Annotated in this window: 28 protein-coding genes; 21 read left to right on the top strand and 7 right to left on the bottom strand. The window is 69.0% G+C overall.

Annotation, left to right across the window (positions count from 1 at the left end):
* The first annotated feature begins 16 nt into the window (after positions 1-16).
* Both rho and prfA read left to right on the top strand, forming a co-directional pair.
* On the top strand, positions 17-2224 hold the full coding sequence (gene rho / locus ASD23_RS16830) for a transcription termination factor Rho (RefSeq protein ID WP_056014091.1): 2208 nt from the start codon (positions 17-19) through the stop codon (positions 2222-2224).
* A 7-nt stretch (positions 2225-2231) separates the two neighbouring features.
* Positions 2232-3308, top strand: coding sequence for a peptide chain release factor 1 (prfA, locus tag ASD23_RS16825; RefSeq protein ID WP_056014087.1), 1077 nt, complete (start codon positions 2232-2234; stop codon positions 3306-3308).
* Positions 3309-3390: 82 nt separating this feature from the next.
* Here prfA and epsC read toward each other — a convergent pair whose 3' ends face one another.
* Both epsC and cysK read right to left on the bottom strand, forming a co-directional pair.
* Positions 3391-3969, bottom strand: a complete 579-nt coding sequence (gene epsC, locus ASD23_RS16820) for a serine O-acetyltransferase EpsC (protein WP_056014084.1) — start codon at positions 3967-3969, stop codon at positions 3391-3393.
* 94 nt (positions 3970-4063) lie between these two features.
* Positions 4064-4999 carry a cysteine synthase A gene (gene cysK / locus ASD23_RS16815; RefSeq protein ID WP_056014081.1) on the bottom strand — a complete coding sequence of 312 codons (936 nt, stop codon included), beginning with the start codon at positions 4997-4999 and terminating at the stop codon, positions 4064-4066.
* A 122-nt stretch (positions 5000-5121) separates the two neighbouring features.
* On the opposite strand from cysK, the gene prmC reads away from it, so the two are divergent.
* Complete coding sequence (prmC, locus tag ASD23_RS16810; RefSeq protein ID WP_235507815.1) at positions 5122-5970, top strand: peptide chain release factor N(5)-glutamine methyltransferase; 849 nt, start codon at positions 5122-5124, stop codon at positions 5968-5970.
* A 34-nt stretch (positions 5971-6004) separates the two neighbouring features.
* On the opposite strand, the gene ASD23_RS16805 is transcribed toward prmC, so the two are convergent.
* Positions 6005-6985 carry a TetR/AcrR family transcriptional regulator gene (locus tag ASD23_RS16805; protein WP_082571614.1) on the bottom strand — a complete coding sequence of 327 codons (981 nt, stop codon included), beginning with the start codon at positions 6983-6985 and terminating at the stop codon, positions 6005-6007.
* Between the two features lie 131 nt (positions 6986-7116).
* Between ASD23_RS16805 and ASD23_RS16800 the strand changes: the two genes are divergently transcribed.
* The 15 genes from ASD23_RS16800 (at position 7117) to ASD23_RS16730 (ending at position 20101) form a co-directional block, all read left to right on the top strand.
* Complete coding sequence (locus ASD23_RS16800) at positions 7117-8025, top strand: ATP-binding cassette domain-containing protein (RefSeq protein WP_056014073.1); 909 nt, start codon at positions 7117-7119, stop codon at positions 8023-8025.
* Between the two features lie 5 nt (positions 8026-8030).
* On the top strand, positions 8031-8855 hold the full coding sequence (locus tag ASD23_RS16795) for an ABC transporter permease (protein WP_082571662.1): 825 nt from the start codon (positions 8031-8033) through the stop codon (positions 8853-8855).
* A 124-nt stretch (positions 8856-8979) separates the two neighbouring features.
* Positions 8980-9858, top strand: a complete 879-nt coding sequence (locus ASD23_RS16790; protein ID WP_082571613.1) for an L-threonylcarbamoyladenylate synthase — start codon at positions 8980-8982, stop codon at positions 9856-9858.
* Positions 9855-11183, top strand: a complete 1329-nt coding sequence (locus ASD23_RS16785; protein ID WP_082571612.1) for an MraY family glycosyltransferase — start codon at positions 9855-9857, stop codon at positions 11181-11183. Before ASD23_RS16790 ends, ASD23_RS16785 begins: the two co-directional genes overlap by 4 nt.
* Positions 11180-11656 carry a hypothetical protein gene (locus ASD23_RS16780; RefSeq protein WP_056014070.1) on the top strand — a complete coding sequence of 159 codons (477 nt, stop codon included), beginning with the start codon at positions 11180-11182 and terminating at the stop codon, positions 11654-11656. The genes ASD23_RS16785 and ASD23_RS16780 overlap by 4 nt, the downstream gene beginning before the upstream one ends.
* A gap of 181 nt (positions 11657-11837) precedes the next feature.
* Positions 11838-12617, top strand: coding sequence for a F0F1 ATP synthase subunit A (gene atpB, locus ASD23_RS16775; protein WP_235507795.1), 780 nt, complete (start codon positions 11838-11840; stop codon positions 12615-12617).
* A 45-nt stretch (positions 12618-12662) separates the two neighbouring features.
* A complete protein-coding gene (gene atpE / locus ASD23_RS16770) occupies positions 12663-12896 on the top strand; it encodes an ATP synthase F0 subunit C (protein ID WP_022888426.1) in 234 nt (77 codons plus the stop codon).
* A 28-nt stretch (positions 12897-12924) separates the two neighbouring features.
* Positions 12925-13488 (top strand): F0F1 ATP synthase subunit B, encoded by a 564-nt coding sequence (locus ASD23_RS16765; protein WP_056014062.1) that lies wholly within the window; start codon positions 12925-12927, stop codon positions 13486-13488.
* Positions 13489-13491: 3 nt separating this feature from the next.
* Positions 13492-14286: a F0F1 ATP synthase subunit delta gene (locus tag ASD23_RS16760; RefSeq protein ID WP_056014053.1), complete on the top strand. Its 795-nt coding sequence runs from the start codon at positions 13492-13494 to the stop codon at positions 14284-14286.
* A 77-nt stretch (positions 14287-14363) separates the two neighbouring features.
* The gene (gene atpA, locus ASD23_RS16755; protein ID WP_056014050.1) at positions 14364-16004 is read left to right on the top strand and encodes a F0F1 ATP synthase subunit alpha; all 1641 of its coding nucleotides are present in this window, start codon (positions 14364-14366) and stop codon (positions 16002-16004) included.
* 94 nt (positions 16005-16098) lie between these two features.
* The gene (locus ASD23_RS16750) at positions 16099-17007 is read left to right on the top strand and encodes a F0F1 ATP synthase subunit gamma (RefSeq protein ID WP_056014047.1); all 909 of its coding nucleotides are present in this window, start codon (positions 16099-16101) and stop codon (positions 17005-17007) included.
* 23 nt (positions 17008-17030) lie between these two features.
* On the top strand, positions 17031-18494 hold the full coding sequence (gene atpD / locus ASD23_RS16745; protein WP_056014043.1) for a F0F1 ATP synthase subunit beta: 1464 nt from the start codon (positions 17031-17033) through the stop codon (positions 18492-18494).
* A gap of 2 nt (positions 18495-18496) precedes the next feature.
* Positions 18497-18757 carry a F0F1 ATP synthase subunit epsilon gene (locus ASD23_RS16740; protein ID WP_056014040.1) on the top strand — a complete coding sequence of 87 codons (261 nt, stop codon included), beginning with the start codon at positions 18497-18499 and terminating at the stop codon, positions 18755-18757.
* A 10-nt stretch (positions 18758-18767) separates the two neighbouring features.
* Positions 18768-19340: an AAA family ATPase gene (locus ASD23_RS16735; RefSeq protein WP_056014036.1), complete on the top strand. Its 573-nt coding sequence runs from the start codon at positions 18768-18770 to the stop codon at positions 19338-19340.
* Entirely contained in the window at positions 19340-20101 is a 762-nt protein-coding gene (locus ASD23_RS16730) for a YaaA family protein (RefSeq protein WP_056014033.1), read from the top strand. Before ASD23_RS16735 ends, ASD23_RS16730 begins: the two co-directional genes overlap by 1 nt.
* A 58-nt stretch (positions 20102-20159) precedes the next feature.
* Here ASD23_RS16730 and ASD23_RS16725 read toward each other — a convergent pair whose 3' ends face one another.
* Both ASD23_RS16725 and ASD23_RS16720 read right to left on the bottom strand, forming a co-directional pair.
* Positions 20160-20750, bottom strand: coding sequence for a DNA-3-methyladenine glycosylase I (locus ASD23_RS16725; protein ID WP_056014951.1), 591 nt, complete (start codon positions 20748-20750; stop codon positions 20160-20162).
* Between the two features lie 5 nt (positions 20751-20755).
* Positions 20756-21247, bottom strand: coding sequence for a methylated-DNA--[protein]-cysteine S-methyltransferase (locus tag ASD23_RS16720; protein ID WP_056014029.1), 492 nt, complete (start codon positions 21245-21247; stop codon positions 20756-20758).
* A 189-nt stretch (positions 21248-21436) separates the two neighbouring features.
* Between ASD23_RS16720 and ASD23_RS16715 the strand changes: the two genes are divergently transcribed.
* Positions 21437-22579, top strand: coding sequence for a DUF4192 family protein (locus ASD23_RS16715; protein ID WP_056014025.1), 1143 nt, complete (start codon positions 21437-21439; stop codon positions 22577-22579).
* A 97-nt stretch (positions 22580-22676) separates the two neighbouring features.
* Here ASD23_RS16715 and ASD23_RS16710 read toward each other — a convergent pair whose 3' ends face one another.
* Both ASD23_RS16710 and ASD23_RS16705 read right to left on the bottom strand, forming a co-directional pair.
* The gene (locus ASD23_RS16710; protein ID WP_056014022.1) at positions 22677-24065 is read right to left on the bottom strand and encodes an aspartate aminotransferase family protein; all 1389 of its coding nucleotides are present in this window, start codon (positions 24063-24065) and stop codon (positions 22677-22679) included.
* Between the two features lie 33 nt (positions 24066-24098).
* Positions 24099-24581: an Lrp/AsnC family transcriptional regulator gene (locus tag ASD23_RS16705; protein ID WP_056014018.1), complete on the bottom strand. Its 483-nt coding sequence runs from the start codon at positions 24579-24581 to the stop codon at positions 24099-24101.
* 181 nt (positions 24582-24762) lie between these two features.
* Between ASD23_RS16705 and ASD23_RS16700 the strand changes: the two genes are divergently transcribed.
* Positions 24763-25824, top strand: a complete 1062-nt coding sequence (locus ASD23_RS16700; RefSeq protein WP_157377148.1) for an FHA domain-containing protein — start codon at positions 24763-24765, stop codon at positions 25822-25824.
* A 25-nt stretch (positions 25825-25849) separates the two neighbouring features.
* Complete coding sequence (locus tag ASD23_RS16695; protein ID WP_056014949.1) at positions 25850-26677, top strand: PP2C family protein-serine/threonine phosphatase; 828 nt, start codon at positions 25850-25852, stop codon at positions 26675-26677.
* Positions 26678-26706: the final 29 nt, after the last annotated feature.

The raw sequence follows: 26706 nt of genomic DNA, 5'->3' as shown, positions 1-26706 counted from the left end.
GAAAGGAACATACCCAGTGACCAACGGAACCGACCACGCCGATCGCGTGGCCAACACCGCCCGCCTGTCCTCCATGAAGGTCGCCGAGCTCCAGGAGCTCGCCGCATCCCTCGGCCTGGCAGGCGGTTCGAAGCGCCGAAAGGGAGAACTCGTGGAGTTGATCTCCGAGCACCAGGCGTCGGCGGCCGACGGCGGGTCCACCGTCTCGGCCGATCAGCTCGAGGCCCCCGTGGCCGAGCAGGCCGCTCCCGTCGAACTCGACGTGCCGGCTGAGATCGACGCGCCCGCAGAGCCCTCGGCCCCGGCCGCCGAGCTCGCGGCCGAGGCGCCCGCGACCACCGCTCCCACGCGCCAGCGCCGTCAGCCGCGCCGCGCCACGAGCGCGACCACGTCGGCCGTGCAGCACGTCAACGCCGGCGGTGCCGGTGTCGGCCTCGTGCCCGAGACCGCGGCTCCGGCCTCCGCCGAGACCGACGAGGCCCGCGAGGCCGCTCGTGCCGCAGTGCGCGAGGAGCTCGCGGCTGCGACGGGCGAGGGTGCACGCGGCCCGCAGTCGACCGAAGACGGCGACGCGGCATCCGAGGAGCCCCGCCAGGGCCGCAGCCGCAACCGCGGCCGTCGCGGCGGCGAGCGTGGCGATCGCGCCGAGCGCGGCGACGACGCCCAGAAGGGCGAGCAGAAGCAGGGCGAGCGCCAGTCCGGCCGGCAGAACGACCGCCAGAACGGCGACCAGGGCCGGAAGGGCGAGGAGCAGGGCGCGAAGTCCGGCGAGTCCCGTCAGAACGGCGACGCCGACAAGTCGAAGCAGCAGGGCGAGGGCCGTGGCCGCGACAACCAGGCCCGTGACGGCCAGGCGCGCGACAACCAGGGCGGCCGCGACAACCAGGGCGGCCGTGACAACCAGGCTCGCGAAACCCAGGGCCGTGACGGCCAGTCGCGCGACCCCCAGGCGCAGCTCGATGGCGAAGGCGGCCGTCGCAACCGCTACCGCGACCGCAAGCGTCGCGGCCAGGGCATGGGTGACGAGCTCGAGCCCGAGATCCTCGACGACGACGTGCTGATCCCCATCGCGGGCATCCTCGACGTCCTCGACAACTACGCGTTCGTGCGCACGACCGGATACCTGCCCGGCCCGAGCGACGTCTACGTCTCGCTCGGCCAGGTGAAGAAGTACAACCTGCGCAAGGGCGATGCGGTCGTCGGCGCCATCAAGCAGCCGCGCGACAACGACTCGAACAGCCGTCAGAAGTACAACGCGCTCGTGAAGGTCGACTCGATCAACGGTCAGACGACCGACGAGGCGGCGGCCCGCGTCGAGTTCCAGAGCCTCACCCCGCTCTACCCGCAGGAGCGCCTGCGCCTCGAGACCGAGCCCACCAAGCTCACGCAGCGCATCATCGATCTCGTCGCCCCGATCGGCAAGGGCCAGCGCGGCCTCATCGTCGCGCCCCCGAAGGCCGGCAAGACGATCGTGCTGCAGCAGATCGCCAACGCGATCTCGATCAACAACCCCGAGGTCCACCTCATGGTCGTGCTCGTCGACGAGCGCCCCGAAGAGGTCACCGACATGCAGCGCACGGTGAAGGGCGAGGTCATCGCCTCGACCTTCGACCGTCCGGCCGAAGACCACACGACGGTCGCCGAGCTCGCCATCGAGCGTGCGAAGCGCCTCGTCGAGCTCGGTCACGACGTCGTCGTGCTGCTCGACTCCATCACGCGCCTCGGCCGTGCGTACAACCTCGCCGCACCGGCCTCCGGGCGCATCCTCTCCGGCGGTGTCGACGCTTCGGCGCTGTACCCGCCGAAGCGGTTCTTCGGTGCTGCGCGCAACATCGAGAACGGCGGCTCGCTGACCATCCTCGCCACGGCGCTCGTCGAGACCGGGTCGAAGATGGACGAGGTGATCTTCGAGGAGTTCAAGGGCACCGGCAACTCCGAGCTGCGCCTCTCGCGTCAGCTCGCCGACAAGCGCATCTTCCCGGCGGTCGACGTCAACGCGTCGTCCACGCGCCGCGAAGAGATGCTGCTCTCGGCCGACGAGGTCAAGATCACCTGGAAGCTGCGACGCGCCCTCGCGGGCCTCGACCAGCAGCCGGCGCTCGAAGCCGTCCTCGGCCGCTTGAAGGAGACGCAGTCGAACGTCGAGTTCCTCATGCTCATGCAGAAGTCGATGCCGGTCGCCGGCCACGGCAACTCGCACGGGCACGAGACCGACCACCGCTGAGGCATCCGTGTTCGAGTCCGTCCAGAGCCTGCTCGCCGAGCACGCGAAGCTGCAGGAGGAGCTCGCCGACCCGGCGCTCCACGCCGACGCCGCGCGGGCGAAGAAGGTCAACCGGCGCTACGCCGAGCTGAGCCGGATCGTCTCCGCGCACTCGGCGTGGCTCGAGGCGCAGGACGACCTCGCCGCCGCGCGTGAACTCGCGAAGGAGGACGAGGCGTTCGCCGAAGAGGTGCCGGCGCTCGAAGAGGGGCTCGCCGCCGCTCAGGAGCGGCTCCGACGGCTCCTGATCCCGCGCGACCCCGACGACGGCCGCGACGTGATCATGGAGATCAAGGGCGGTGAGGGCGGCGCCGAGAGCGCCCTCTTCGCCGGCGACCTGCTTCGCATGTACATGCAGTACGCGCAGTCCAAGGGCTGGAAGATCGAGCTCCTCGACCAGAACGAGTCCGACCTGGGCGGCTACAAAGACGTCCAGGTCGCGATCAAGTCGAACGCGAGCGACCCGTCACAGGGCGTCTGGGCGCACCTCAAGTACGAGGGCGGCGTGCATCGCGTGCAGCGAGTGCCCGTCACCGAGACGCAGGGGCGCATCCACACCTCGACGACGGGCGTGCTCGTCTTCCCCGAGGTCGATGAGCCCGAAGAGGTCGACATCAACCAGAACGACCTGAAGATCGACGTCTACCGTTCCTCCGGCCCCGGCGGTCAGTCGGTCAACACGACCGACTCGGCGGTGCGCATCACCCACCTGCCCACGGGCATCGTGGTGTCGATGCAGAACGAGAAGTCGCAGCTGCAGAACCGCGAGGCCGCGATGCGCGTGCTCCGCGCCCGCATCCTCGCGCGCCAGCAGGAGGAGATCGCGGCGGCGGCGTCCGACGCCCGCAAGTCGCAGATCCGCTCGATGGACCGTTCGGAGCGCATCCGCACGTACAACTTCCCCGAGAACCGCATAGCCGATCACCGCACCGGCTACAAGGCCTACAACCTCGACCAGGTGATGAACGGCGCGCTCGAGCCGATCATCGAGTCGGCCATCCAGGCCGACGAAGAGGCGCGGCTCGCGCACCTCGGCGACCAGTAGTCGCACCCCACACGAGACGGATGCCCCGGACACCTCGAGTGTCCGGGGCATCCGTCGTCTCATGGACGAGGGCTTCGGCGCCTCAGATGTGCCAGTCGTGGATGCCGCGGGCGGCGTCGGCCGTCTCGTGCGAGAGCGGCTTGAACGTCGCGGGGATGCCGACGACGAGCGAGTGCGCGGGGGCGTCCTTCGTGACGACCGCGTTCGCGCCGATCGCGCTCCACGCGCCGATCGTGATGTCGCCGAGCACCTTCGCGCCGGCCCCGACGGTGACGCCGTCCTCGAGCGTCGGATGCCGCTTCGCCCCGCGGTTGGCGCCGCGGGCGGCCTTTCCACCGAGGGTGACGCCGTGGTAGAGCATCACGTCGTCGCCGACGACGGCCGTCTCGCCCACGACGACGCCCATGCCGTGGTCGATGAAGAAGCGGCGGCCGATCGTGGCGCCGGGGTGGATCTCGACGCCCGTGAGGAACCGCACGAGCTGCGAGATGATGCGGGCGGGCAGGCGCAGCCCGGCCCGCCAGAGGATGTGGGCGAGCCGGTAGCCCCAGATGGCGTGGAGGCCGGAGTACGCGAGGAACACCTCGAGGTTTCCACGAGACGCGGGGTCGTGCGCGCGCGCCGTCGCGATGTCCTCGCGCAGTGCTCTGAAGAAGGTCACGTCGATAGTCAATCAGTCCGTACGTCGATCGGATGCACCGAGCGCCCGGACAACGTCGTGGACGCTGCGCCGGGCGCTCGGGTGCAGGGGTCGCTCAGTCGCGCAGGTCTTCGTACAGCACGGTCGAGACGTACCGCTCGCCGAAGTCGGGCACGACGACGACGATCGTCTTGCCGTCGTTCTCGGGGCGCTTCGCGACCTCGAGTGCGGCCCAGACGGCAGCACCCGATGAGATGCCGCCGAGGATCGCCTCGTCGGTCGCGAGTGCACGAGCGGTCGCGATGGCGTCGCTCGTGGCGACGTCGATGACCTCGTCGTAGACCTCGCGGTCGAGGATGTCGGGCACGAAGTTCGCGCCGAGGCCCTGGATCTTGTGGGGGCCCGGCGTGCCCTGCGTGAGGATAGGGGAGTCGGCCGGCTCGACGGCGATGACCTGCACGCCGCTGTTCTGCTCCTTGAGGTAGCGCCCGGCGCCGGTGATGGTGCCGCCCGTGCCGATGCCGGCGACGAAGATGTCGACGGCGCCGTCGGTGTCGGCCCAGATCTCGGGGCCGGTCGTCGCGTGGTGGATCGCCGGGTTCGCCTCGTTGGCGAACTGGCGGGCGAGGATCGCGCCGGGGGTGGCCGCGACGATCTCGTCGGCCTTCGCGACCGCGCCCTTCATGCCCTCGGAGCCGGGGGTCAGCACGATCTCCGCGCCGTAGGCGCGCAGCAGCACGCGACGTTCGACGCTCATGGTCTCGGGCATGGTGAGGATGACGCGGTAGCCGCGAGCGGCGCCGACGAGGGCGAGCGCGATGCCGGTGTTGCCGCTCGTGCCCTCGACGATGGTGCCGCCCGGGGTCAGCTCGCCCGACTTCTCGGCCGCGTCGATGATCGCGACGCCGATGCGGTCCTTGACGCTCGCGGCGGGGTTGTAGAACTCGAGCTTGGCGAGCACCGTGGCGCCTGCGCCCTCGGTGAGCCGGTTGAGGCGCACGAGCGGCGTGCGACCGACGACCTCGGTGATGTTCTCGTAGATCTGCGCCATGGGCTTGCCTCTCGGGTCAGGTGGTGGACGACGGCCTCAGCCTAGGCTTCGGCTCGCATGGAGGCGAGTGCGTTACATTCCATTGCGTGGATACGACGACTCCCGACGCCCGTGCGCGATCACTGCGCGAGATCCGAGACGAGACGGTGTCGACGCTCGCCTCCGCCGGCGTCCCCGACCCCGAGGTCGACGCCGACCTCCTGATCGGACACGTGCTCGGTCTCTCTCGCGGGGCGGTGCACGCACGCATCGTCGTCGGCGCCGAGGTCGGCCGAGCGGATGCCGCTGCGCTCGCCCCCCTCGTTGCGCGTCGCGCCCTGCGCGAGCCGCTGCAGCACATCACCGGTCGCGCGGCGTTCCGCAATCTCGACCTCCAGGTCGGACCGGGCGTCTTCGTGCCGCGGCCGGAGACCGAGCAGGTGGCGCAGCTCGCGATCGACGCGCTCGCCTCGGCGGCCGAGCCGGAGCCGATCGGCGTCGACCTCGGCACGGGCAGTGGCGCGATCGCCCTCGCGCTCGCGACCGAGGTGCCGCACGCTCGGGTGTGGGCGGTCGAGAAGTCTCCCGAGGCGTTCGTGTGGACGACGCGCAACGTCGCCGAGGTCGCCGCCCCGAATCTCGAGCTCGTCTTCGGTGATCTCGCCGACGCCCTGCCCGAACTCGACGGCCGGGTGGCCGTCGTGGTGTCGAACCCGCCATACGTCCCGCTCCGCGACATGCCGCGGGATCCCGAGGTGCGACTCCACGACCCCGAGCAGGCCCTCTACGGCGGCGCCGACGGGCTCGACGTGATCCGCGTGCTCTCCCGGCGCGCGCTCGCGCTGCTGCGGCCGGGCGGCGCACTCGTGATCGAGCACGGTGAGGAGCAGTCGGCGGCGATCGCCGACATCCTCGCGGCTGACGGCTGGCGGGCGATCGCGCACCACCGCGACCTCACGACGCGCGATCGGGCGACCTCGGCCCTGCGCTGAGGGCGCCTGCCTCGCGTCGCGACCGGCGACGGGCCTACTTCGCCCGCTCCGCCTTCTCGCGTGCGTTCCGCTCGCGCTCGAGCGCGTGCTTGATGGCATCGCGTTCGCGCTTCTGCGCTTCGCGCAGTGCCTTCTCGGCCTCCCGACGAGCCTTCGCCGCCTCTCGGACCTGCTTGTCGCGGGGGAGTTCGAGCGTCGGCGGCAGCGGCTCCGCGGCGCCGGCGGCGGCGCCGGACTCGACGCGGCCGACGTGGTACTCGATGCCGTCGAGGATGCGCTCCAGACCGAATGAGAAGTCGTCGTCGGTCTCCTCGAAGTCGGTGCCGGGCTCGGCGACGTAGCCGCCGGCCGCGAGGAGCGGGCTCAGGTAGGGGAACCGCTCGGGGGTGACGAGCTCGGCGAGGGCCTCGAAGTAGTTCGCCCCCGTGACATCCGCGGGGTCCGCGGCCGCTGCCGCTGCCGCGCCGATGTCGCGCTCCTGCGCCCCGGTGGCCCGCGCGTAGCTCGTCAGCAGCAGCAGGGTCGACATCTTCTCGCCGTCGCTGAAGGGGAGCGAGCGCACCTCGCGCAGGAACCAGTCGACGATGAGCAGGCTGTTGGGCGTGATCGGCGCGCCGGAGACGGGGATGTCGACGAGCCAGGGGTGTTCGCGGTATGCGGCGCGCATCGCGAGCACCCAGGCCGTGACGCCGTCGCGCCAACCGCGCTCGATCGATTCGTCGGGCACGGGCGGCAGCACCGCGCCCTCCTGCATGAGCAGGATCAGGTCGTCCTTGCTCGTGACGTAGCGGTAGAGCGACATCGTCGTGAATCCGAGCGAGGCGGCGACACGGCTCATCGACACCGCGCCGAGGCCCTCGGCGTCGGCGATCTCGACAGCCGCGTCGACGATGCGTTCGATCGAGAGCTCCCGTTTCGGTCCGCGCTGCGGGTTCGCCGCGACACCCCACGCGAGCGCGACGCCTCGGGGCAGTTCGGGATCGCGTCGTTCGGGAGTCGCACGCTCAGGGCTCACAAGGGGTCCGTTCTCGATTGGTGTTGACCACAGTCTAGAACTGTGTATTACTTAAACAACAGTGCATCACATAAACAGTTTGCGTCATACGCAGAACGACGCAGGCGCAGATCAGAGAAACGGAGAGATCCATGTCAGTCGCCATCGACACGCACGGGCTCCGCAAGCGCTTCGGGTCCACCGAAGTGCTCGCCGGCCTCGACCTCAGCGTGCCCGCAGGGTCGGTGTTCGCATTGCTCGGCCCGAACGGCGCCGGCAAGACGACCACCATCAACATCCTGACGACGCTCGTGAAGCCGGATGCCGGTGTCGCCCGGGTCGCGGGCTTCGATGTCGCGGCATCGCCCGAGGAGGTCAAGGGGCGCATCGCCCTCACCGGCCAGTCGGCCGCCGTCGACGAGGTGCTCACCGGCACCGAGAACCTCGTCATGATGGGGCGACTCTCGGGCCTCGGCCGTCAGGCGGCGCGCGACCGCGCGGACGAACTGCTCGAACGGTTCGACCTGACGGATGCCGCGCACCGCCGTCTCGGCACCTACTCGGGCGGCATGCGCCGGCGCCTCGACCTCGCCCTCAGCCTCGTCGTCGACGTGCCGATCCTCTTCCTCGACGAACCGACCACCGGTCTCGACACGCGCAGTCGGCAGGAGCTCTGGAACGTCATCCGCTCGCTCACCGAAGCCGGTACGACGGTCTTCCTCACGACGCAGTACCTCGAGGAGGCCGACCAGCTCGCCGACCGCATCGCCGTGCTCGACCGCGGACGAGTCGCCGCCGAGGGTACCGCCGACGAGCTCAAGGCCCGCATCGGGGGCGATGTCGTCGAGCTCCGCAACGCCGACGGCGCGCTGCTCCTCGAACTGCCGACCGACGGCAGCGTGCACGGACTGCGCGCCGCCATCGACCGGCTCGACCACTCGCCGGCGTCGGCCACCGAGGGCACGCAGGTCTCCATCCGCCGCCCCAGCCTCGACGACGTGTTCCTCGCGATCACGGCCGGCGCCGAGGCATCCGCCCCCGAACTCATCGAATCGAAGTGACCGACATGACGACACTCATCGCCCCGCCCCGCCCCGCAGTTCCGGGCCCGGCGGCACCCGCTCGCGCACGACTCGGCGCGTTCACCGCCGAGTCGACGTTCATCGGCCGGAGCTTCCGCCATTCCGTGCGCGACGTCGAGGCCCTGCTCATGGCGATCATGCTTCCGACGATGCTGATGCTGATGTTCACCTTCATCTTCGGCAACGCGATCGACCCGTCGGGCGGCTACGTCGACTACGTGGTGCCGGGCATCATCCTGCTGTGCGCCGGCTTCGGCGCGTCGTCGACGGCGATCTCGGTCTCGCGAGACATGACCACCGGCATCATCGACCGGTTCCGCACGATGCCGGTGCGGAGTGGCGCGGTGCTCACGGGTCACGTGGTCGCGAGCCTCGCGCGAAACCTCGTCGCGACCGGCGTCGTGATCGTCGTCGCCCTGCTCGTCGGCTTCCGCCCCGACGCGACGCTGCTCGGATGGCTCGCCGCGTTCGGCCTGGTGGCGCTCTACATCCTGACGATCACCTACCTGTTCGCGGCGATCGGGCTCGCGGCGTCGAGCCCTGAGGCGGCCAGCGGGTTCGGCTTCATCCTGCTGTTCCTGCCCTACGTCTCGAGCGCCTTCGTGCCGGTCGAGACGATGCCCGAGTGGCTGCAATGGGTCGCCGAGTACCAGCCGATCACTCCCATCATCGAGACCATTCGCGGATTCTTGATGGACACGCCGGTCGACGACACCGTCTGGTGGGCGCTCGGCTGGTGCCTCGCCATCCTGCTCGTCGCGATCGTCTGGGGCGGCCTGCTGTTCCGCCGCAAGGCCGGTCGTCGCTGAGACGGTCGAACGGCAGCGGATGCCGCGGCGCACGTCTGCGCCGCGGCATCCGCTCGTCGGGATCAGGAGGGCGCCGATGACCGTCGCGGTCCAGCCCGGAGTGCTGGTCTAGAATCGGCAGGTCATGACTGCCATCTACGACTGTTCGGTCGACTCAGAGCTCCTCACCGGCATGCGCCTCGCACGGAGCGCCATCGGGCGGGGGGAACTCGTCGTCATCCCCACCGACACCGTCTACGGCGTCGCCGCCGACGCGTTCGATCCGAAGGCGGTCTCGCGGCTCCTCGACGCCAAGGGCCGCGACCGCACCTCGCCGCCGCCCGTGCTCATCCCGGGCATCCCGACCCTCGACGCCCTCGCCAGCGAGGTGCCGCCGGCCGTGCGCCAGCTCGTCGGCGAGTTCTGGCCCGGCGGGCTGACCGTGATCCTCCACGCGCAGCCGTCGCTGCAGTGGGACCTCGGCGAGACGCGCGGCACCGTGGCGCTCCGCATGCCGGCGAACCCGATCGCGCTCGAGCTCCTCGCCGAGACTGGCCCGCTCGCGGTGTCGTCGGCGAACCGCTCCGGCGAACCGTCGGCGACCGTGGCGGCCGACGCCGCCGAGATGCTCGGCGACTCGGTCTCCGTCTACCTCGACGGCGGCCCAGCCGGCGGCTCGTACGAGGCCATCGGAGAGCGCGAGGGCGACACGTCCTCGACGATCGTCGACGCGACGGCGCTCGCCCGCGAGGGAGGACGCCTCCGCATCGTGCGCGCGGGAGTCATCTCCCGGGAGCGCATCGCGGCGGTCGTGGGGGAGGAGCTCCTCGAGCCCGAGGCCGCGCCCGAGCCCGAGGTTGAGGCCGCGCCTGAGGCTGAGGCCGAAGCCGTGGCCGAAGCCGTGGCCGAGGTCGAGCCGGAGTCAGCCCTCGAGGCCGAGGTCGCAGCGGACGCCGCATCCGAGCCGGCAACTGCTCGACAGGCCGCGACCCCTGCGGACGACGGGGACGCTGCCGCCTCATGACCCTCTTCCTGGCCATCGCCCTGCTGACGGCGCTCGTGACCTTCGGCGGATCGATCATCGTCTGGAAGCTGAGCCTGAAGTACAAGCTCTACCCGAAGATCCGCGAGCGCGACGTGCACACGCGGCCCACCCCGCGCCTCGGCGGTGTCGCGATGTTCGTCGGGATCCTCATCGCCTTCGGCGCCGCGGCGTTCGTCTCCACGCTCGGGTCGTCGCGGTTCTCGAACATCGCGATCGTGTTCCAGAACCCAGGCCAGATCCTCGCGATCCTCGGCGCGGCGCTCCTCATCGTGATCGTCGGCGTCGCCGACGACATCTGGGACCTCGACTGGACGACCAAGCTCGCCGCCCAGTTCCTCGCGGCCGGGCTCATCACCTGGCAGGGCGTCTCGATCGTGTCGTTGCCGATCGGCGGCATCACGGTCGGCTCGTCGTGGATGTTCGCGATCATCACCGTCTTCGTCATCGTGCTCGTGATGAACGCGGTCAACTTCATCGACGGGCTCGACGGGCTCGTCGCGGGCGTCGCCCTCATCGCGAACGGCGTGTTCTTCCTCTACTCCTACCTGCTCGTGCAGCAGACCTCGCCCACGAACTACTTCAACCTCGCCTCGCTCGTGGCGATCATCCTCGTCGGCGCGTGCGCCGGGTTCCTCCCGCTCAACTGGCACCCCGCGAAACTCTTCATGGGTGATGCCGGCGCACTCCTCATCGGCCTGCTCATGGCCACCTCCGCCGTCGCGGTCACGGGCCAGCTGAACCCCACCGGCGTCGGACTCAACCAGTTCGTGGCGGCGTTCATCCCGATCCTGCTGCCGTTCGCGGTGCTCGTGATCCCGCTGCTCGACTTCGGGCTCGCGGTGATGCGGCGCCTCCGTGCCGGCAAGTCGCCGTTCTCGGCCGACCGCAAGCACCTCCATCACCGCCTGCTCGACATGGGGCACTCCCACCTCCACGCGGTGCTGATCCTCTACGGCTGGACCGCGGTCGCGTCGATCGGATGCCTCCTCACCTATGTGTTCCCGGTGTACTTCAAGATCTCCTCGCTCTGGGCGATCCTCGCGCTGTTCGTCGGGTTCGTCATCTGCGCCGTGATCACCCTCGCTCCGCTCGGGCGCCGCAAGCGACTCACCGTCGCCGCCGAGGCCGTCGCGGTCGACGAGGTCCCCGCAGCGGATGTCGCGGGGCTCGACGAACTGGCGGGCTCGGAGGCATCCGCTGGACCGGCTCTCGATGACGAAACTTCACTCGACCCGGCCGGGAGCCCGGCTTCCGCTCAGGACGGCTCGGTAGAATCCAGCGACCCCGAACCTGGAGCACGATGAACGACGCACGCCCCGAAGCCGACCGCACGCCGACCTCGAACCCCGTACTGAAGCGGGCCCTCATCTGGGGCGGTGTGCTCGCCGGGGTGATCCTCGTCGTGGGGGCCATCCTTGGCTACGTGCTCGCCGGCGTGCCCGGGCTCCTCGGCGCACTCGTCGGCACGCTCATGGCGGTCGTGTTCATGGGCATCACCGCCGCGAGCATCCTCGCCGCCAACCGCTTCGCATCGAGCGACCTCTTCGTCGGGGCCTTCTTCGGCATCGTGCTCGGCGGCTGGATCCTGAAGTTCATCGTCTTCATCGTGCTCGTCGTGGTGCTCCGCGACGCCGACTGGCTGAACACGACGGCGCTCTTCCTCAGCCTCGTCGCGGGCGTGCTCGCCTCGCTCGCCGTCGACGTGATCGTCGTCGCGAAGTCGCGCCTGCCCTACGTCAGCGATGTCGAACTGCCGAAGGCGCCCACCGAGGACTGAGGCGGTCTCGGCGATTCGTCTGCCGCCCGAAGTATTGCTAGAGTAATGGGGATCCCCCCACGGTTCTGCCCTGCTCGCGCACGGGCTGCCGAGGTCCATGTTCGTCGCCGCGAGAGCTGAGCTCCACGCCCCGAAACAGGAGAAAGCGCTGCTAGCTAACGCTCTGAACCTGCTGGTTCCGATGTCAACCGATGATGGTGGCTTCCACGGGCCGTCGATCGACGAATTCTTCCCCGGGCCGCTGCTCTTCGAAGACACCAACTTCGAGATCAACCGCATCATCCTCGTCCGCTGGGTCGCGGTCATCGCCCTGCTGCTCGTGTTCTGGCTCGGCACCCGTCGCATGAGCGTCGTGCCCGGGCGGTTCCAGAGCCTCGTCGAGATGGGTCTCGACATGGTGCGTGTGAACATCGCCGACGACCTGCTCGGCAAGAAGGACGGCAAGCGGTTCCTGCCGATCCTCACGACCATGTTCTTCATGATCCTGTTCATGAATCTCACGGGTGTCATCCCGTTCCTGAACATCGCCGGCACCTCCGTCATCGGCGTGCCGCTCGTGCTCGCGATCGTCGCGTACGTCACCTTCATCTACGCGGGCGTCAAGAAGAGCCCCAAGAACTTCTTCAAGAACTCGCTCTTCCCCTCGGGTGTGCCGTGGCCGGTGTACATCATCGTCACGCCGATCGAATTCATCTCGACGTTCATCATCCGTCCGATCACCCTCACGCTCCGACTCATGATGAACATGATCGTCGGCCACCTCCTGCTGGTCCTCTTCTTCGCGGCGACGCAGTTCTTCGTCGTGACGATGAGCGGATGGTGGACCCTGCTCGGCGTCGGAACGCTGGCCTTCGGCCTCGCGTTCACGCTGTTCGAGGTCCTCGTCGCCGTCCTGCAGGCGTACGTCTTCGCACTTCTCACCGCGGTCTACATCCAGCTCGCGGTCGCAGAAGAGCACTGAGCCCGGGCATCCGCCCAGAACATTCCCTAGGAAAGGAAACCCAACGTGGACGCAACCACCGTTCTCGCTGAGATCAACGGCAACATCGCGACGGTCGGCTACGGCCTCGCGGCCATCGGCCCGGCCATCGGCGTCGGCATCGTCGTCGGCAAGACGATCGAGGGCGTCGCCCGTCAGCCCGAGCTGGCCGGCCGCCTCCAGGTGCTGATGTGGATCGGTATCGCCTTCACCGAGGCGCTCGCCTTCATCGGCATCGCCACCTACTTCATCTTCGTCTGATCCATTCGCCGCAACTGAGGAGGCCAACGTGCTTCATGCAGTACTGAGCGCTGCAACCGAGGGTGGCGAGACCCACAGCCCGGTGATTCCGGAGTGGTACGACATCATCTGGTCGTCGGTCTGCTTCATCATCATCCTCATCTTCTTCTGGAAGTACGTGCTCCCGCGCGTGCAGAAGCTGCTCGATGAGCGCGGCGAGGCGATCGAGGGCAACATCGCGAAGGCCGACGAGGCGCAGCGCAAGGCCGAGGCGGCACTCGAGGAGTACACCGCCCAGCTCGCCGACGCGCGCACCGAAGCCGGTCGCATCCGCGAGACCGCTCGCGACGACAGCAAGAAGATCGTCGCCGAGGCCAAGGACGCCGCAACCGTCGAGGCCGCTCGCGTCACCGCGAGCGCACAGGCGCAGATCGAGGCGGAGCGCCAGACGGCACTCGTCTCGCTCCGCTCCGAGGTGGGCACGCTCGCCATCGACCTCGCATCGGGAGTCATCGGCGAGTCGCTCACCGACGACGCCAAGGCGACCGCGGTCGTCGACCGCTTCCTCGCCGAACTGGAGGCCTCCGAGGCCGCCGCCGGAGGGAAGAAGTAGTCCATGGGTAGCGCTACGAGAGAGGCCATGGCCGGCTCGAAGGCCGCGCTCGCGGAGCTCGGCCGCGCCGAGCTCCCCGTCGCCGAGGCCCTCCTCGCCGCCGGCCGTGTCATCGGCGAGTCCGCGCACCTGCGCACGGCTCTCATCGACACCGAGGCCGATGTCGCGCAGAAGCGCGCGCTCGTCGAGGCCGTGTTCGGCTCCCGCATTCCGGCCGAGGCCGCCTCGCTCCTGGTGAGCGCGGCTTCGCGCCGGTGGTCGTCGGGCGACGACTTCCTCGCCGGCATCGAGGAGATCGGCATCCGCGTCGCCGCGGACTCCGCTCCCGACACCGTCGACCTCGACTCCGAACTGCTCGCCTTCGAGCGTGCGGTCGCCGGAGATGCCGAGCTCGAGCTCGCGCTCGGGTCGAAGCTCGGCGAGACCGACGCGAAGACGAAGATCGTCGACCGGCTCCTCGTCGGCAAGGCATCGCCGCAGGCGGTCGTGATCGTGCGGCACCTCGTGCAGCAGCCTCGCGGTCGCCGCATCGGCGAGCTGCTCCGCCACGGGGCATCCGTCGTCGCAGACCAGCGCGGATTCGACATCGCGACGGTCACGAGTGCGGTTCCGCTCACCGCCGCCCAGCTGGGCCGGCTCGAGCAGGGCCTCGCCGTCCAGGCGGGCCGCCGTGTCCGCTTCGACACCATCGTCGACCCCGCCGTGCTCGGCGGGATCCGCGTGCAGATCGGCGACGACGTCATCGACGGCAGCGTCGCCTCGCGCCTCAGTTCGCTGCGGCAGAAGCTTGCCGGCTGACGCCGGTTGAAACGACCGGCGTCCGCGCCGTGACACACCAGTAGCTGTACAACCGGTACAGAAAAAGGGAAAAGACAATGGCAGAACTCACCATCAGCCCCGACGAGATCCGTTCGGCTCTCTCGGAGTTCGTCTCGTCGTACGAGCCGGGACAGGCGGAGAAGACCGAGGTCGGGTACGTCACCGACGCCGGCGACGGCATCGCGCACGTCGAAGGTCTTCCCTCGGTCATGGCGAACGAGCTGATCCGCTTCGCGGACGGCACGCTCGGTCTCGCGCAGAACCTCGACGAAGACGAGATCGGCGTCGTCGTGCTCGGCGAGTTCACCGGCATCGAAGAGGGCATGGAGGTGACCCGCACCGGCGAGGTCCTCTCCGTCCCGGTCGGCGAGGGCTACCTCGGCCGCGTCGTCGACCCGCTCGGCCACCCGATCGACGGCCTCGGCGAGATCACCGGCATCGAGGGCCGTCGTGCCCTCGAGTTGCAGGCGCCCGGCGTCATGCAGCGCAAGTCGGTGCACGAGCCGCTGCAGACCGGCATCAAGGCCATCGACGCGATGATCCCCGTCGGCCGCGGCCAGCGTCAGCTCATCATCGGCGACCGCCAGACCGGTAAGACGGCCATCGCGATCGACACGATCATCAACCAGAAGGCCAACTGGGAGACCGGCGACCCGTCGAAGCAGGTTCGCTGCATCTACGTCGCCGTCGGCCAGAAGGGCTCGACCATCGCCTCGGTGAAGGGCGCGCTCGAAGACGCCGGAGCCATGGAGTACACGACCATCGTCGCGGCTCCCGCCTCCGACCCGGCCGGCTTCAAGTACCTGGCTCCGTACACCGGCTCGGCGATCGGCCAGCACTGGATGTACGACTCCAAGCACGTCCTCATCATCTTCGACGACCTGTCGAAGCAGGCCGAGGCCTACCGCGCCGTGTCGCTGCTCCTGCGTCGTCCGCCGGGACGCGAGGCGTACCCCGGTGACGTCTTCTACCTGCACTCGCGTCTGCTCGAGCGTTGCGCGAAGCTCTCCGATGAGCTGGGCGCCGGCTCGATGACGGGCTTGCCGATCATCGAGACGAAGGCGAACGACGTCTCGGCGTACATCCCGACCAACGTGATCTCGATCACCGACGGCCAGATCTTCCTCCAGTCCGACCTGTTCAACTCGAACCAGCGCCCTGCTGTCGACGTCGGCATCTCGGTCTCCCGAGTCGGCGGTGACGCACAGGTCAAGTCGATCAAGAAGGTCTCCGGCACGCTGAAGCTCGAGCTCGCGCAGTACCGCTCGCTCGAGGCGTTCGCGATGTTCGCATCCGACCTCGACGCTGCCAGCCGCCGTCAGCTCGCCCGAGGCGCACGCCTCACCGAGCTGCTCAAGCAGCCGCAGTACTCGCCGATGTCCGTCGAGAAGCAGGTCGTCTCGATCTGGGCCGGAACCAACGGCAAGCTCGACGAGGTGCCGGTCGAAGACATCCTCCGGTTCGAGAGCGAGCTGCACGACTTCCTCGCCCGCAACACCAAGGTGCTCGACTCGTTGCGCGAGACGAACGTGCTCTCCGACGAGACCGCGGCCGAACTCGCGACGGCAGTCGACACGTTCAAGCTCGAGTTCCAGACCGGCGAGGGCAAGCCGCTCGCCTCGGTCGGTTCCGAGCAGTTCGAGGCGATCGCTGAAGAAGAGGTCGTCCAGGAGAAGATCGTCAAGGGTCGCCGCTAGTCATTCCGAGGTTCCCTGAGGCTCTCGACGGGAACTGACCTCACGGGGTCGAGTCGAGAGCCTCAGTACCAGGAAGACAGGACACAGGAGAAACATGGGAGCGCAGCTTCGGGTCTACCGGCAGAAGATCAAATCTGCCCAGACGACCAAGAAGATCACGCGGGCGATGGAGCTCATCTCCGCCTCGCGGATCCAGAAGGCTCAGGCGCGCGTTGCGGCGTCGGAGCCGTATTCGACCGCCATCACTCGCGCAGTCTCGGCCGTTGCGAGCTACTCGAACGTGGCACACGTGCTGACGACCGAGCCGGAGCGCATCGATCGCGCTGCGATCGTGATCTTCACGTCCGACCGCGGCCTCGCCGGTGCGTTCAACTCGCAGGTGCTGCGTGAAGCAGAGGAGCTCACCGAGCTCCTGAAGGGCCAGGGCAAGGCGGTCGAGTACTTCCTCGTCGGGCGCAAGTCCGTCGGCTACTTCAACTTCCGGCACCGCGCCTTCGAGCGCAGCTGGATCGGCGGCACCGACAACCCCGACTTCGACACGGCGAAGGAGATCGCCGACGCCGTGCTCGAGGCGTTCCTGCGGGACGCGACCGACGGCGGCGTCGACGAGATCCACATCGTCTACAACCGCTTCGTGAGCCGCATCACCCAGGTTCCGGTGGTCACCCGCCTGCTCCCGCTCGAGGTCGTCGAGAGCGACGAGGCTCCCGAGGCTTCGACGAAGCACGAGGTGTTCCCGCTCTACGAGTTCGAGCCCGACGCCGAGACCGTCCTCGACGGCCTCCTGCCGGTCTACATCGAGAGCCGCATCTACAACGCGATGCTGCAGTCGTCGGCGGCGAAGCACGCTGCCACGCAGAAGGCGATGAAGTCGGCGAGCGACAACGCCGACAAGCTCATCACCGACTACACGCGTCTGGCGAACAATGCGCGCCAGTCCGAGATCACCCAGCAGATTTCCGAGATCGTGGGCGGCGCTGACGCGCTGTCGTCCGCCAAGTAGCCCCTTACGAAGAGAGAGAACACATGACTGACACCGCTACCGCCCCGGCCGCGGCCGCGCCTGTGGCCGGCGCCGTCGGCCGCGTCGCCCGGGTCACCGGCCCCGTCGTCGACATCGAGTTCCCGCACGACTCGATCCCCCCGATCTACAACGCGCTGAAGACCGAGATCACCATCGACGGCAACACCACGGTGCTGACGCTCGAGGTCGCACAGCACCTCGGTGACGACCTGGTCCGCGCGATCGCCCTCAACCCGACCGACGGTCTGGTTCGTGGCCAGGAGGTCACCGACACGGGCGCCTCGATCTCGGTTCCCGTCGGCGACGTCACCAAGGGCAAGGTCTTCAACGTCATCGGCGAGGTGCTGAACGCGGCTCCCGGCGAGCAGATCGAGATCACCGAGCGTTGGCCGATCCACCGCAAGGCTCCGGCCTTCGACCAGCTCGAGTCGAAGACCTCCATGTTCGAGACCGGCATCAAGGTCATCGACCTCCTGACGCCGTACGTGCAGGGTGGCAAGATCGGCCTCTTCGGTGGTGCGGGTGTCGGCAAGACCGTCCTCATCCAGGAGATGATCCAGCGCGTCGCGCAGGACCACGGTGGTGTGTCGGTGTTCGCCGGTGTCGGCGAGCGCACCCGTGAGGGCAACGACCTCATCCACGAGATGGAGGAGGCGGGCGTCTTCGACAAGACCGCCCTCGTCTTCGGCCAGATGGACGAGCCGCCGGGAACGCGTCTCCGCGTCGCCCTGTCGGCCCTGACCATGGCGGAGTACTTCCGCGATGTGCAGAAGCAGGACGTCCTGCTCTTCATCGACAACATCTTCCGCTTCACGCAGGCCGGTTCCGAGGTTTCGACGCTCCTCGGCCGCATGCCGTCGGCCGTGGGCTACCAGCCCAACCTCGCCGACGAGATGGGCGTCCTGCAGGAGCGCATCACCTCGACGCGCGGACACTCGATCACCTCGCTGCAGGCGATCTACGTCCCCGCCGACGACTACACCGACCCGGCGCCGGCGACCACCTTCGCCCACCTCGACGCCACGACCGAGCTGTCGCGTGCGATCGCGTCGAAGGGCCTCTACCCGGCCGTCGACCCGCTGACCTCGACCTCGCGCATCCTCGACCCCCGTTACCTGGGCGAGGACCACTACCGCGTCGCCACCACGGTCAAGCAGATCCTCCAGAAGAACAAGGAACTGCAGGAGATCATCGCGATCCTCGGTGTCGACGAGCTCTCCGAGGAAGACAAGATCACGGTGTCGCGTGCGCGCCGTATCGAGCAGTTCCTCTCTCAGAACACCTACATGGCGAAGAAGTTCACCGGAGTCGAGGGCTCGACGGTTCCGCTCAAGGACACGATCGAGTCGTTCGACGCGATCGCCAAGGGCGAGTTCGACCACGTGGCCGAGCAGGCCTTCTTCAACGTCGGTGGCATCTCCGACGTCGAAGAGAAGTGGGCGCAGATCCAGAAGGAGAACGGCTGAGCATGGCCAGCCTCAACGTGAGTGTCGTCTCGGCCGACCAGCAGGTCTGGTCGGGCGAGGCGACCATGGTGGTGGCACGCACCGTCGAAGGCGAGATCGGCATCCTGCCGGGTCACGAGCCGATGCTCGCGATCCTCGCCGGCGGCGAAGTGCGGGTCACCCTGCCCGGCGGCGAGAAGATCACCGCCAATGCCGACGACGGATTCCTGTCGGTGCAGGCGAACGCGGTGCAGGTCGTCGCGTCCCGCGCCGAGCTCGTCTGAGGGGGAACGGATGCAGGGGGAGCAGCCGATCGAACGCCAGTTCGGTGACCTGAGTGTCACCCAGCTCATCGTCATGGCCGGGTTGCCGGGTGCGGGAAAGTCGACGATCGGTGAGATCATCGGCGCCCGGCTCGGCGCCACGGTCGTGTCCGTCGACCCGATCGAGTCCGCGATCCTGCGGGCCGGCATCGATGCCGACCAGCCGACCGGTCTCGCCGCCTACCTCGTGGCCGAGGAGATCGCCGAGAAGGAACTCGACTCGGGTCGTACGGTGATCGTCGACGCGGTCAATGCGGGTGAGGCTGCTCGTCTGCAGTGGCGCGACCTCGCGGAGCGTGCCGATGTGCGCCTTCGGGTCATCGAGGTCGTGTGCTCCGACGAAGCACTGCACCGCTCGCGCCTCGAGAAGCGCGAGCGCAAGCTCCCGCACCTCGAGGAGACGACCTGGCGCGCCGTGGAGCAGAGCCTCGAGGGGTATGCGGCCTGGACCGGACCGTCGTCGGCCCTGCCGCGTGTCACGATCGACAGCATCGGATCGCTCGGCTCGAACGTCGACGCGGCCCTCGCCTTCATCGGCTCGTAGTGCGGCTGCTCCTCCCGCCGTCCGAGACCAAACGCGACGGCGGCATCGATGCCGCGCTCGACCTGGAGCAGCTCTCGTTCGCCTCGCTCACCTCGATCCGAACGATCACGACTGCCGCGGTGGCGGAGCTGGCGCTCGAGCCCGACGACATGATGCGGGCACTCAAGCTCGGCCCCCGGCAAGGAAACGAGGTCGACCGCAATCGCGATGTGCTCCAGTCTCCGACGATGCCGGCGATCGATCGCTACACCGGCGTCCTCTTCGATGCGCTCGATGCCCCCACGCTCGATGACGACGCACGGTCGTATGCCGCTGACCACGTCGTCGTGCACTCGGCACTCTTCGGATTGCTCGGGGCTACGGACCCGATCCCGGCGTACCGGCTCTCCCACGATTCGCGCCTGCCGGCGATCCGGCTGAAGGCGCTCTGGCGCGACGCGATCGCGACCGAACTCGCGAGGGAGTCCGGGGTCGTCCTCGATCTTCGTTCCGAGGCCTACGTCGACCTCGGGCCCGCTCCCGAGCGCGCGGAAGCGGCGTTCGTCCGGGTGGTCTCGGTCGATGGTTCCGGTCGGCGACGAGCACTGAACCACTTCAACAAGCGCGCGAAGGGACTCTTCACCCGTGCCGTGTTGACGGCCAGGCCTCAGATCGCGTCGGTCGACGAACTCATCGAGTGGGCGCACGCCGCGGGCTTCTCGCTCACGCTCGGCCCGGAACGGGACGCCGCAGGCGTTCGCGAACTCGAACTCGTCGCCTGACCGCGGCCGGGCCTGGATCGGCGCGCGGATCGGACCTGCGCGCGGGCCGGCGATCAGGTTAGGCCGCGGCGGTACGGGCCGAACGATGACAGGCCGCGAGATGGTCGTCGACCATGCCCGACGCCTGCATGAGCGCATACATCGTCGTCGGCCCCACGAAGCGGAATCCGCGTCGGCGCAGTTCCTTGCTCATCGCAGTCGACTCGGGCGTCGTGGCGGGGACCTCCGCGAAGGTCGACGGTGCGACCGAGCTGGGTCGCGGTGCGAAGCTCCAGAGCAGTTCGTCGATCGGCAGGTCGAGGTCGAGGGTGGCCCGGGCATTCTGGATCGTCGCCTCGATCTTGCCGCGGTGCCGGATGATGCGCTCGTCGCCGAGCAGGCGGGTGACGTCGTCGTCGGTCATGACGGCGATGCGCCGGGCATCGAACCCGTGGAACACCTCGCGGAAGGCCGGACGGCGCCGGAGGATCGTGATCCACGAGAGACCTGCCTGGAAGCCCTCGAGGCAGACCTTCTCGAAGAGTCGCACCGGATCGTGCTGGGGCGTGCCCCACTCCTCGTCGTGGTAGCGACGGTACTCGGGATCGACGGCTCCCCACCCGCACCGTGCGAGTCCGTCGTCTCCGACGATGATCTCGGGTCTGGGGATGACGCTCACGCGGCGAACCCGATCTGCTCGTGGCCGAGCAGCCAGAGCTTCGTGGGAACGCCCTCGCCGCCGGAGTAGCCGGTGATGCGGCCGTCGCTCGCGAGCACTCGGTGGCAGCCCACGAGGATCGGCACGGGGTTCGCGCCTACGGCGCCGCCGATGGCTCTGGCCGAACCCGGCTTGCCGACCGCGGCGGCGAGCGCGCCGTAGGAGGTCGCCTCGCCCCACTGGAGGCGCTCGAGCTCGGCCCAGACGGCCTGCTGGAACGGGGTGCCGGTGAGCCGCACCGGAACGTCGAAGTCGAGGCGCTGCCCCGCGAAGTACTCGACGAGCTGGTCGCGAGCGGTGCGGAGCACGTCGTTGGGGTGTTCTGGAGCGTCATCGTGGGGGAGCATGCCGCCGCTCTCGATGGAGAGGCTCGTGACGGCCTCGTCATCGGCGACGAGTTCGAGACGCCCGATCGGGCTGTCGAGGCGGATGAGGTACACGTTCGTCATGATTCGAGCGTAACCCCGGCGTGCGACACCGGCTCGCGGGAATCGGACATCGCGGACTCCCCGGGTATCCCCGGGTTGTGGAGGACGAGTCGGTCCCACTCCTCCTCCACATCGGCCGCCGCGGCGCGACCGGATACCGATCGTCGCCGACTCCGCCGGAGCAGCCCGGCGAAGACGCACGCTCGGCGCATGACCACCATCATCCGCGCCGAAGCGGCGCACGACTTCCTCGCCCTCGTCCCGTCGCTGGCCGGCTTCCATCCCCAGCGGTCCCTCGTCTGCGTGGCCTTCAGCGGCAACCGCACGGCAGGGGTCCTGCGCTACGACCTGCCACGGCTGGTGCGTGATCGCGCCCCGCTCGTCGCATCGGTCATCGGTGCGATGTGCCGCATGCCGGGCGTCGACGCCGTCGTGCCGATCGTGTACACGGCGGCCCGGTTCGGCACCGGACGCGGGATGCCGCAACGCGCGCTGCTCGGAATGCTGACAGCCCGGGCCGAGGAGGCGGGATTCCTCGTGCGGGATGCGCTGTGCCGGGCAGCCGACGGGTGGGGTTCCCTGCTCGACCCGACGACACCCGCAGCGGGACATCCGCTCGCGCTCATCGACGAGAGCCCCGTGGCATCGCTCGCCGGCGATGTTCGCGAGGTCGCGGCCTCGCCGTCCGCGAGTGCAGAGCTGCCACGTGAGGAACCCGACGTCGCCGGTCCCATCGCCGAGGCGCTCGGTCAGCTCGCCGGTCACGGGCGCGAGGACGCGCTGCGGCGGCTCGGCGCCGACGGCGACCCGGTGGCGCTCGTGGAGTCGCTCGTCGCACGCGACGCACTGCATCCGCCGCTCCGCCTGGCCTGGTTCCTCCACCTCGCCTCCGTACCCGCCGTACGCGACGCGATGATGCTGCAGGTGGCCTTCGGAGCACTGGTCGGCGAGGCGGCCCATGACGATGCGATCGCCACGGCCGAACGCGCGGCCGAGCACGATGAGACGATCGACGGACTCGTCGTGCGGGAACTGGCGAGCGGCACGACGTGCGAGATGAGCGAGATGCTCTCTCGCCTGATGATCGGCCACTCGCAGTTGCGTCCCGATGCCGGCCGCGTGGAACGGGCCCTCGCGGTACTGCGCCGCGCGATCGCGAATGCGCCGCCGGCCCAACGTGTCGGACCGCTCTGCATCGCGGCCTGGCTCTCGTGGTCGCTCGGCCGCGGCTCGGCGGCGGGAGCGTTCATCGACCGCGCGATCGAGCTCGATCCCGCGCACTCGATGGCGGGCCTGCTCGCGGCACTCATCGGCAGTGGCACGCTGCCCGAGTGGGCGTTCAGCGGCCGGTGACCTCCACCGACGGCACGATGAGTGGGCGAGCGGCGAGGTCGTGCAGCTCGCCCGACGGAGGATCCCCATGGGACACCCGTCGGGCGAGCTTCGGTCGTCAGAGGCGGTTGGATGCCTCGGTCAGCACTCCGCGCAGCTTCTGCTCGATCTCTGCGAACTCGGCCGGACCGATCGTGAGCGGCGGTGCGAGCTGGATCACGGGGTCGCCGCGGTCGTCGGCACGGCAGTACAGGCCGGCGTCGAACAGTGCCTTCGACAGGAACCCGCGGAGCAGCCGCTCGGACTCGTCGTCATCGAACGTCTCGCGGGTCTCCTTGTCCTTCACGAGCTCGATGCCGAAGAAGTAGCCGTCGCCGCGCACATCGCCGACGATCGGCAGGTCGAGCAGCTTCTCGAGCTCGGCGCGGAACAGCGGCGAGTTCTCGCGAACGCGCTCGTTGAGCCCCTCCTCCTCGAAGATGTCGAGGTTCTCGAGCGCGACCGCGGCGGAGACCGGGTGACCGCCGAAGGTGTAGCCGTGGTAGAACGACGTGTTGCCCTCGGCGAAGGGAGCGTAGATCTTCTCGGAGACGATCGTCGCGCCGATGGGGGAGTAACCCGATGTCATGGCCTTCGCGCACGTGATCATGTCGGGCTCGTAGCCGTAGGCGTCGCACGCGAACATGTGCCCGAGACGGCCGAACGCGCAGATGACCTCGTCGGAGACGAGCAGCACGTCGTACTGGTCGCAGATCTCGCGCACGCGCTTGAAGTAGCCGGGGGGCGGCGGGAAGCAGCCGCCCGAGTTCTGCACGGGCTCGAGGAACACCGCGGCGACCGTCTCGGGGCCCTCGAAGAGGATCATCTCCTCGATGCGGTTCGCAGCCCAGAGGCCGAAGGCCTCGAGGTCGTCGGCCGGGGCGCCCATCTCGGCGGCACGGTAGAAGTTCGTGTTCGGCACGCGGAAGCCGCCGGGGGTCACCGGCTCGAACATCTCCTTCATGCCGGGGATGCCGGTGATCGCGAGGGCGCCCTGCGGGGTGCCGTGGTAGGCCACCGAACGCGAGATCACCTTGTGCTTCGTGGGGCGGCCCTGGAGCTTCCAGTAGTACTTCGCGAGCTTGAACGCCGTCTCGACGGCCTCACCGCCACCGGTCGAGAAGAACACCCGGTTCAGATCGCCGGGTGCATACCCCGCGAGCCGATCGGCCAGCTCGATCGCCGACGGGTGGGCGTACGACCAGATCGGGAAGAAGGCGAGCTGCTCGGCCTGCTTCGCGGCGACCTCGGCGAGGCGCGCGCGCCCGTGGCCCGCGTTCACGACGAAGAGGCCCGCGAGACCGTCGAAGTACTCGCGCCCCTGCACGTCGTAGACGTGGTGGCCCTTTCCGCGGGTGATGATCGGCACCCCCGACGTCTCCATCGTGGACTGCCGGGAGAAGTGCATCCAGAGATGATCCTTCGCCTTCTGCTGCAGCGCGTCGTTGTCATAGACCGTTCCGGTCATGCCATTCCCTTTCTCGATGAGCACTCGCCTGTCTCAGCGAGTGCCCCAGTTGTAGAACTGCTTCTGGAGCTTCAGGTAGACGAACGTCTCGGTGGACTGCACGCCCTCGACGACGCGGATGCGGGTGTTGAGCAGGTCGAGCAGCTCGTCGTCGTTCTCGCAGACGACCTCGGCCATCACGTCGAAGCTGCCGGCCGTGAGCACGACGTAGTCGATCTCGGGGATCTCGGCGAGTCGCGCCGCGACGACACGGGTGTCTCCCGTGGTGCGGATGCCGATCATGGCCTGCGTCGTGAAGCCGAGCTGCATCGGGTCGGTCACCGCGACGATCTGCATGACGCCCGACTCGGTGAGCCGCTGGACGCGCTGCCGCACAGCGGCTTCGGACAGTCCGACGGCCTTGCCGACATCCGCATAGGAGCGGCGCCCGTCGGCCTGGAGCTGCTCGATGATCGCCTTGGAAACGTCGTCGAGCTGCACAGGCCGGGGCTGCGAGGAACGCCCGTTGTTCGTCATGGCACGATTGTGACAGTGACCGATGCCTCGTGCAAGCGATTCCGTTGAATTCTGGTTCCAAATCAACTGAATCCACAGCAATCGTCGAGATTTCGCGACGGAACGCGTCTGGCCGACGATCGTCGGCCGATGATGCCGAACCCCTCGTGCGCACGGCGGGCACGGTGCCAGAATGTTCCGCATGGTCTCCGGCGCTGTCTCGAGTACGGCGGTGGCCGGCGCGCGTGCGTGGGACGTGATCGTGGGCGACCGGTTCATCGCCGCGCTCGTCGCGCCCGCACCCGAACCGGTGCTGAGCGCGCTCGCCGAGGCGGCGAGCGACGGCGGTCTCGCGCTCGAGGCGCTCGTCGGCATCGTCCCGTCGGGCCGCGTCGATCCGATCGAGTCCTTCGGGCTCGTCTGGTGGGACGAGGCGGCGACCACGCAGGTCACCGCCGTCGTCCGGGGGGACGCGGTCGTCGACCTCGCCTCGCCGGGTGGGAGTCGCCGGTTCGACGCGCGGGGGATCCGGCCGTGGCATCTCGCCGACTTCGACGACGTCGTGGCCCTGCGCATCACGGATGCCGCGGCACCCCTCGATCGCGTGCAGGCCGCGGGCGAGCCCGTGGTCCACCGGCGCGCGAGCCTGCGCACCTCGTCGGTCGAGTGGACGGCGGAGGCGCGGCAGCCCGACGCGCCCGCGCCCACGCCGTGGCTCGACGCGGACACCCTGCTCACCCCTCGCCGCCATGAACCGGGCTTCGAGGAGTCCGTCGCCGACACGATCGTCACGCCCCGGACCGGCACGCGGGTCGGCGAGCCGCCCGGTGCGCCGACGACGTCGTCGGGAGGGGTGACGCCGCCGGCGCTACTGCCGGCCGATCACGACGGCGCCGCGGCCGATGCGAACGGCCCTCGGTTCCGCATCGGCGACGGAGTGCCGCTCACGGTCGCGGCGCCCGTGCTGATCGGGCGAAAGCCGCTGCCGCCGCGCATCTCAGGCAGCGGTGTGCAGCCCGAACTCCTCGCGGTCGAATCCCCGGCGGCGGTGGTCTCGGGCACCCACCTCGAACTCCGCCTCGTCGGCTCCCGCCTCGTCGCGACCGACCTGCACTCGACGAACGGCACCGTGCTCCGCACGGCCTCGGGCGCGCGTCGGCTCCGAGCGGGGGAGTCCATCGTCGTGCTTCCCGGCGCCACCCTCGACCTCGGAGACGATACGATCATCGAGATCCTCTCCGCCCAGGGTGCTCCCGGCGCATGACCCGAACAGACAGCAGGCCTCACAGGTGACCCAGATCGGCAATGGCAACGCCCGCCACCGGATCACGCTGCCCGACGGCACCGAGGTCACGCTCGCGTGGGCGGCGGTCACCGACACGGGACTCCGCCGCGAGGTCAATGAAGACAGCTTCATCGCCCAGGCGCCGGTGTTCGCCGTCGCCGACGGCATGGGCGGCCATGCCGCCGGCGACTTCGCGAGTGCCGCCGTCGTCACTCGGCTCGCCGAACACGGCGGGAAGACGCTCGTCGGCACGCCCGAGATCGACCACGCGCTCCGTCTGGCGGTGCAGGACATGGGCCGCGGTGCCGGCGTCACCGACGAGGGCAGTGGCACCACGGTGACCGGGGCGGCGCTCGGCGCCATCGCCGACGAACCGGCGTGGATCGTCTTCAACATCGGCGACTCGCGCGTCTACCGTCTGGTCGGCGGCGTCCTCGAGCAATTGACGGTCGACCACTCGATCGTGCAGGAACTCGTCGATGCCGGGCAGATCACGAGGGAGGAGGCCGACACCCATCCGCACTCGAACGTGATCACCCGCGCGGTCGGCTTCCACGAGGCGCCGATCCCCGATTACCGCGCGATCGCCGTCGAACCCGGGATGCGCCTCCTGATCTGCTCCGACGGACTCACGAAAGAGCTCACGACCTACGGCATCCGCCACTTCCTCATGGCCAACGCGAAGGCCGAGAAGGCCGCACGTCAGCTGCTCGAAGCCGCGCTCGGCAACGGCGGCCGCGACAACGTGACCGCGATCGTCGTCGACGTGCTGAAGGTCGTGCGCCCCGCGGGCGCGCAGTCGTCGGGCGAGGTCGAGCCGGCACGCGGCTGACCCCGGGGCGGCTCGGCCGTCCGAGCTGT

The sequence above is a fragment of the Agromyces sp. Root1464 genome, from assembly GCF_001427265.1.
Classification (GTDB): Bacteria; Actinomycetota; Actinomycetes; order Actinomycetales; family Microbacteriaceae; genus Agromyces; species Agromyces fucosus.
The sequence above is the reverse complement of the archived record's forward strand: the minus strand, read 5'-3'. Positions and strand labels throughout refer to the sequence as shown.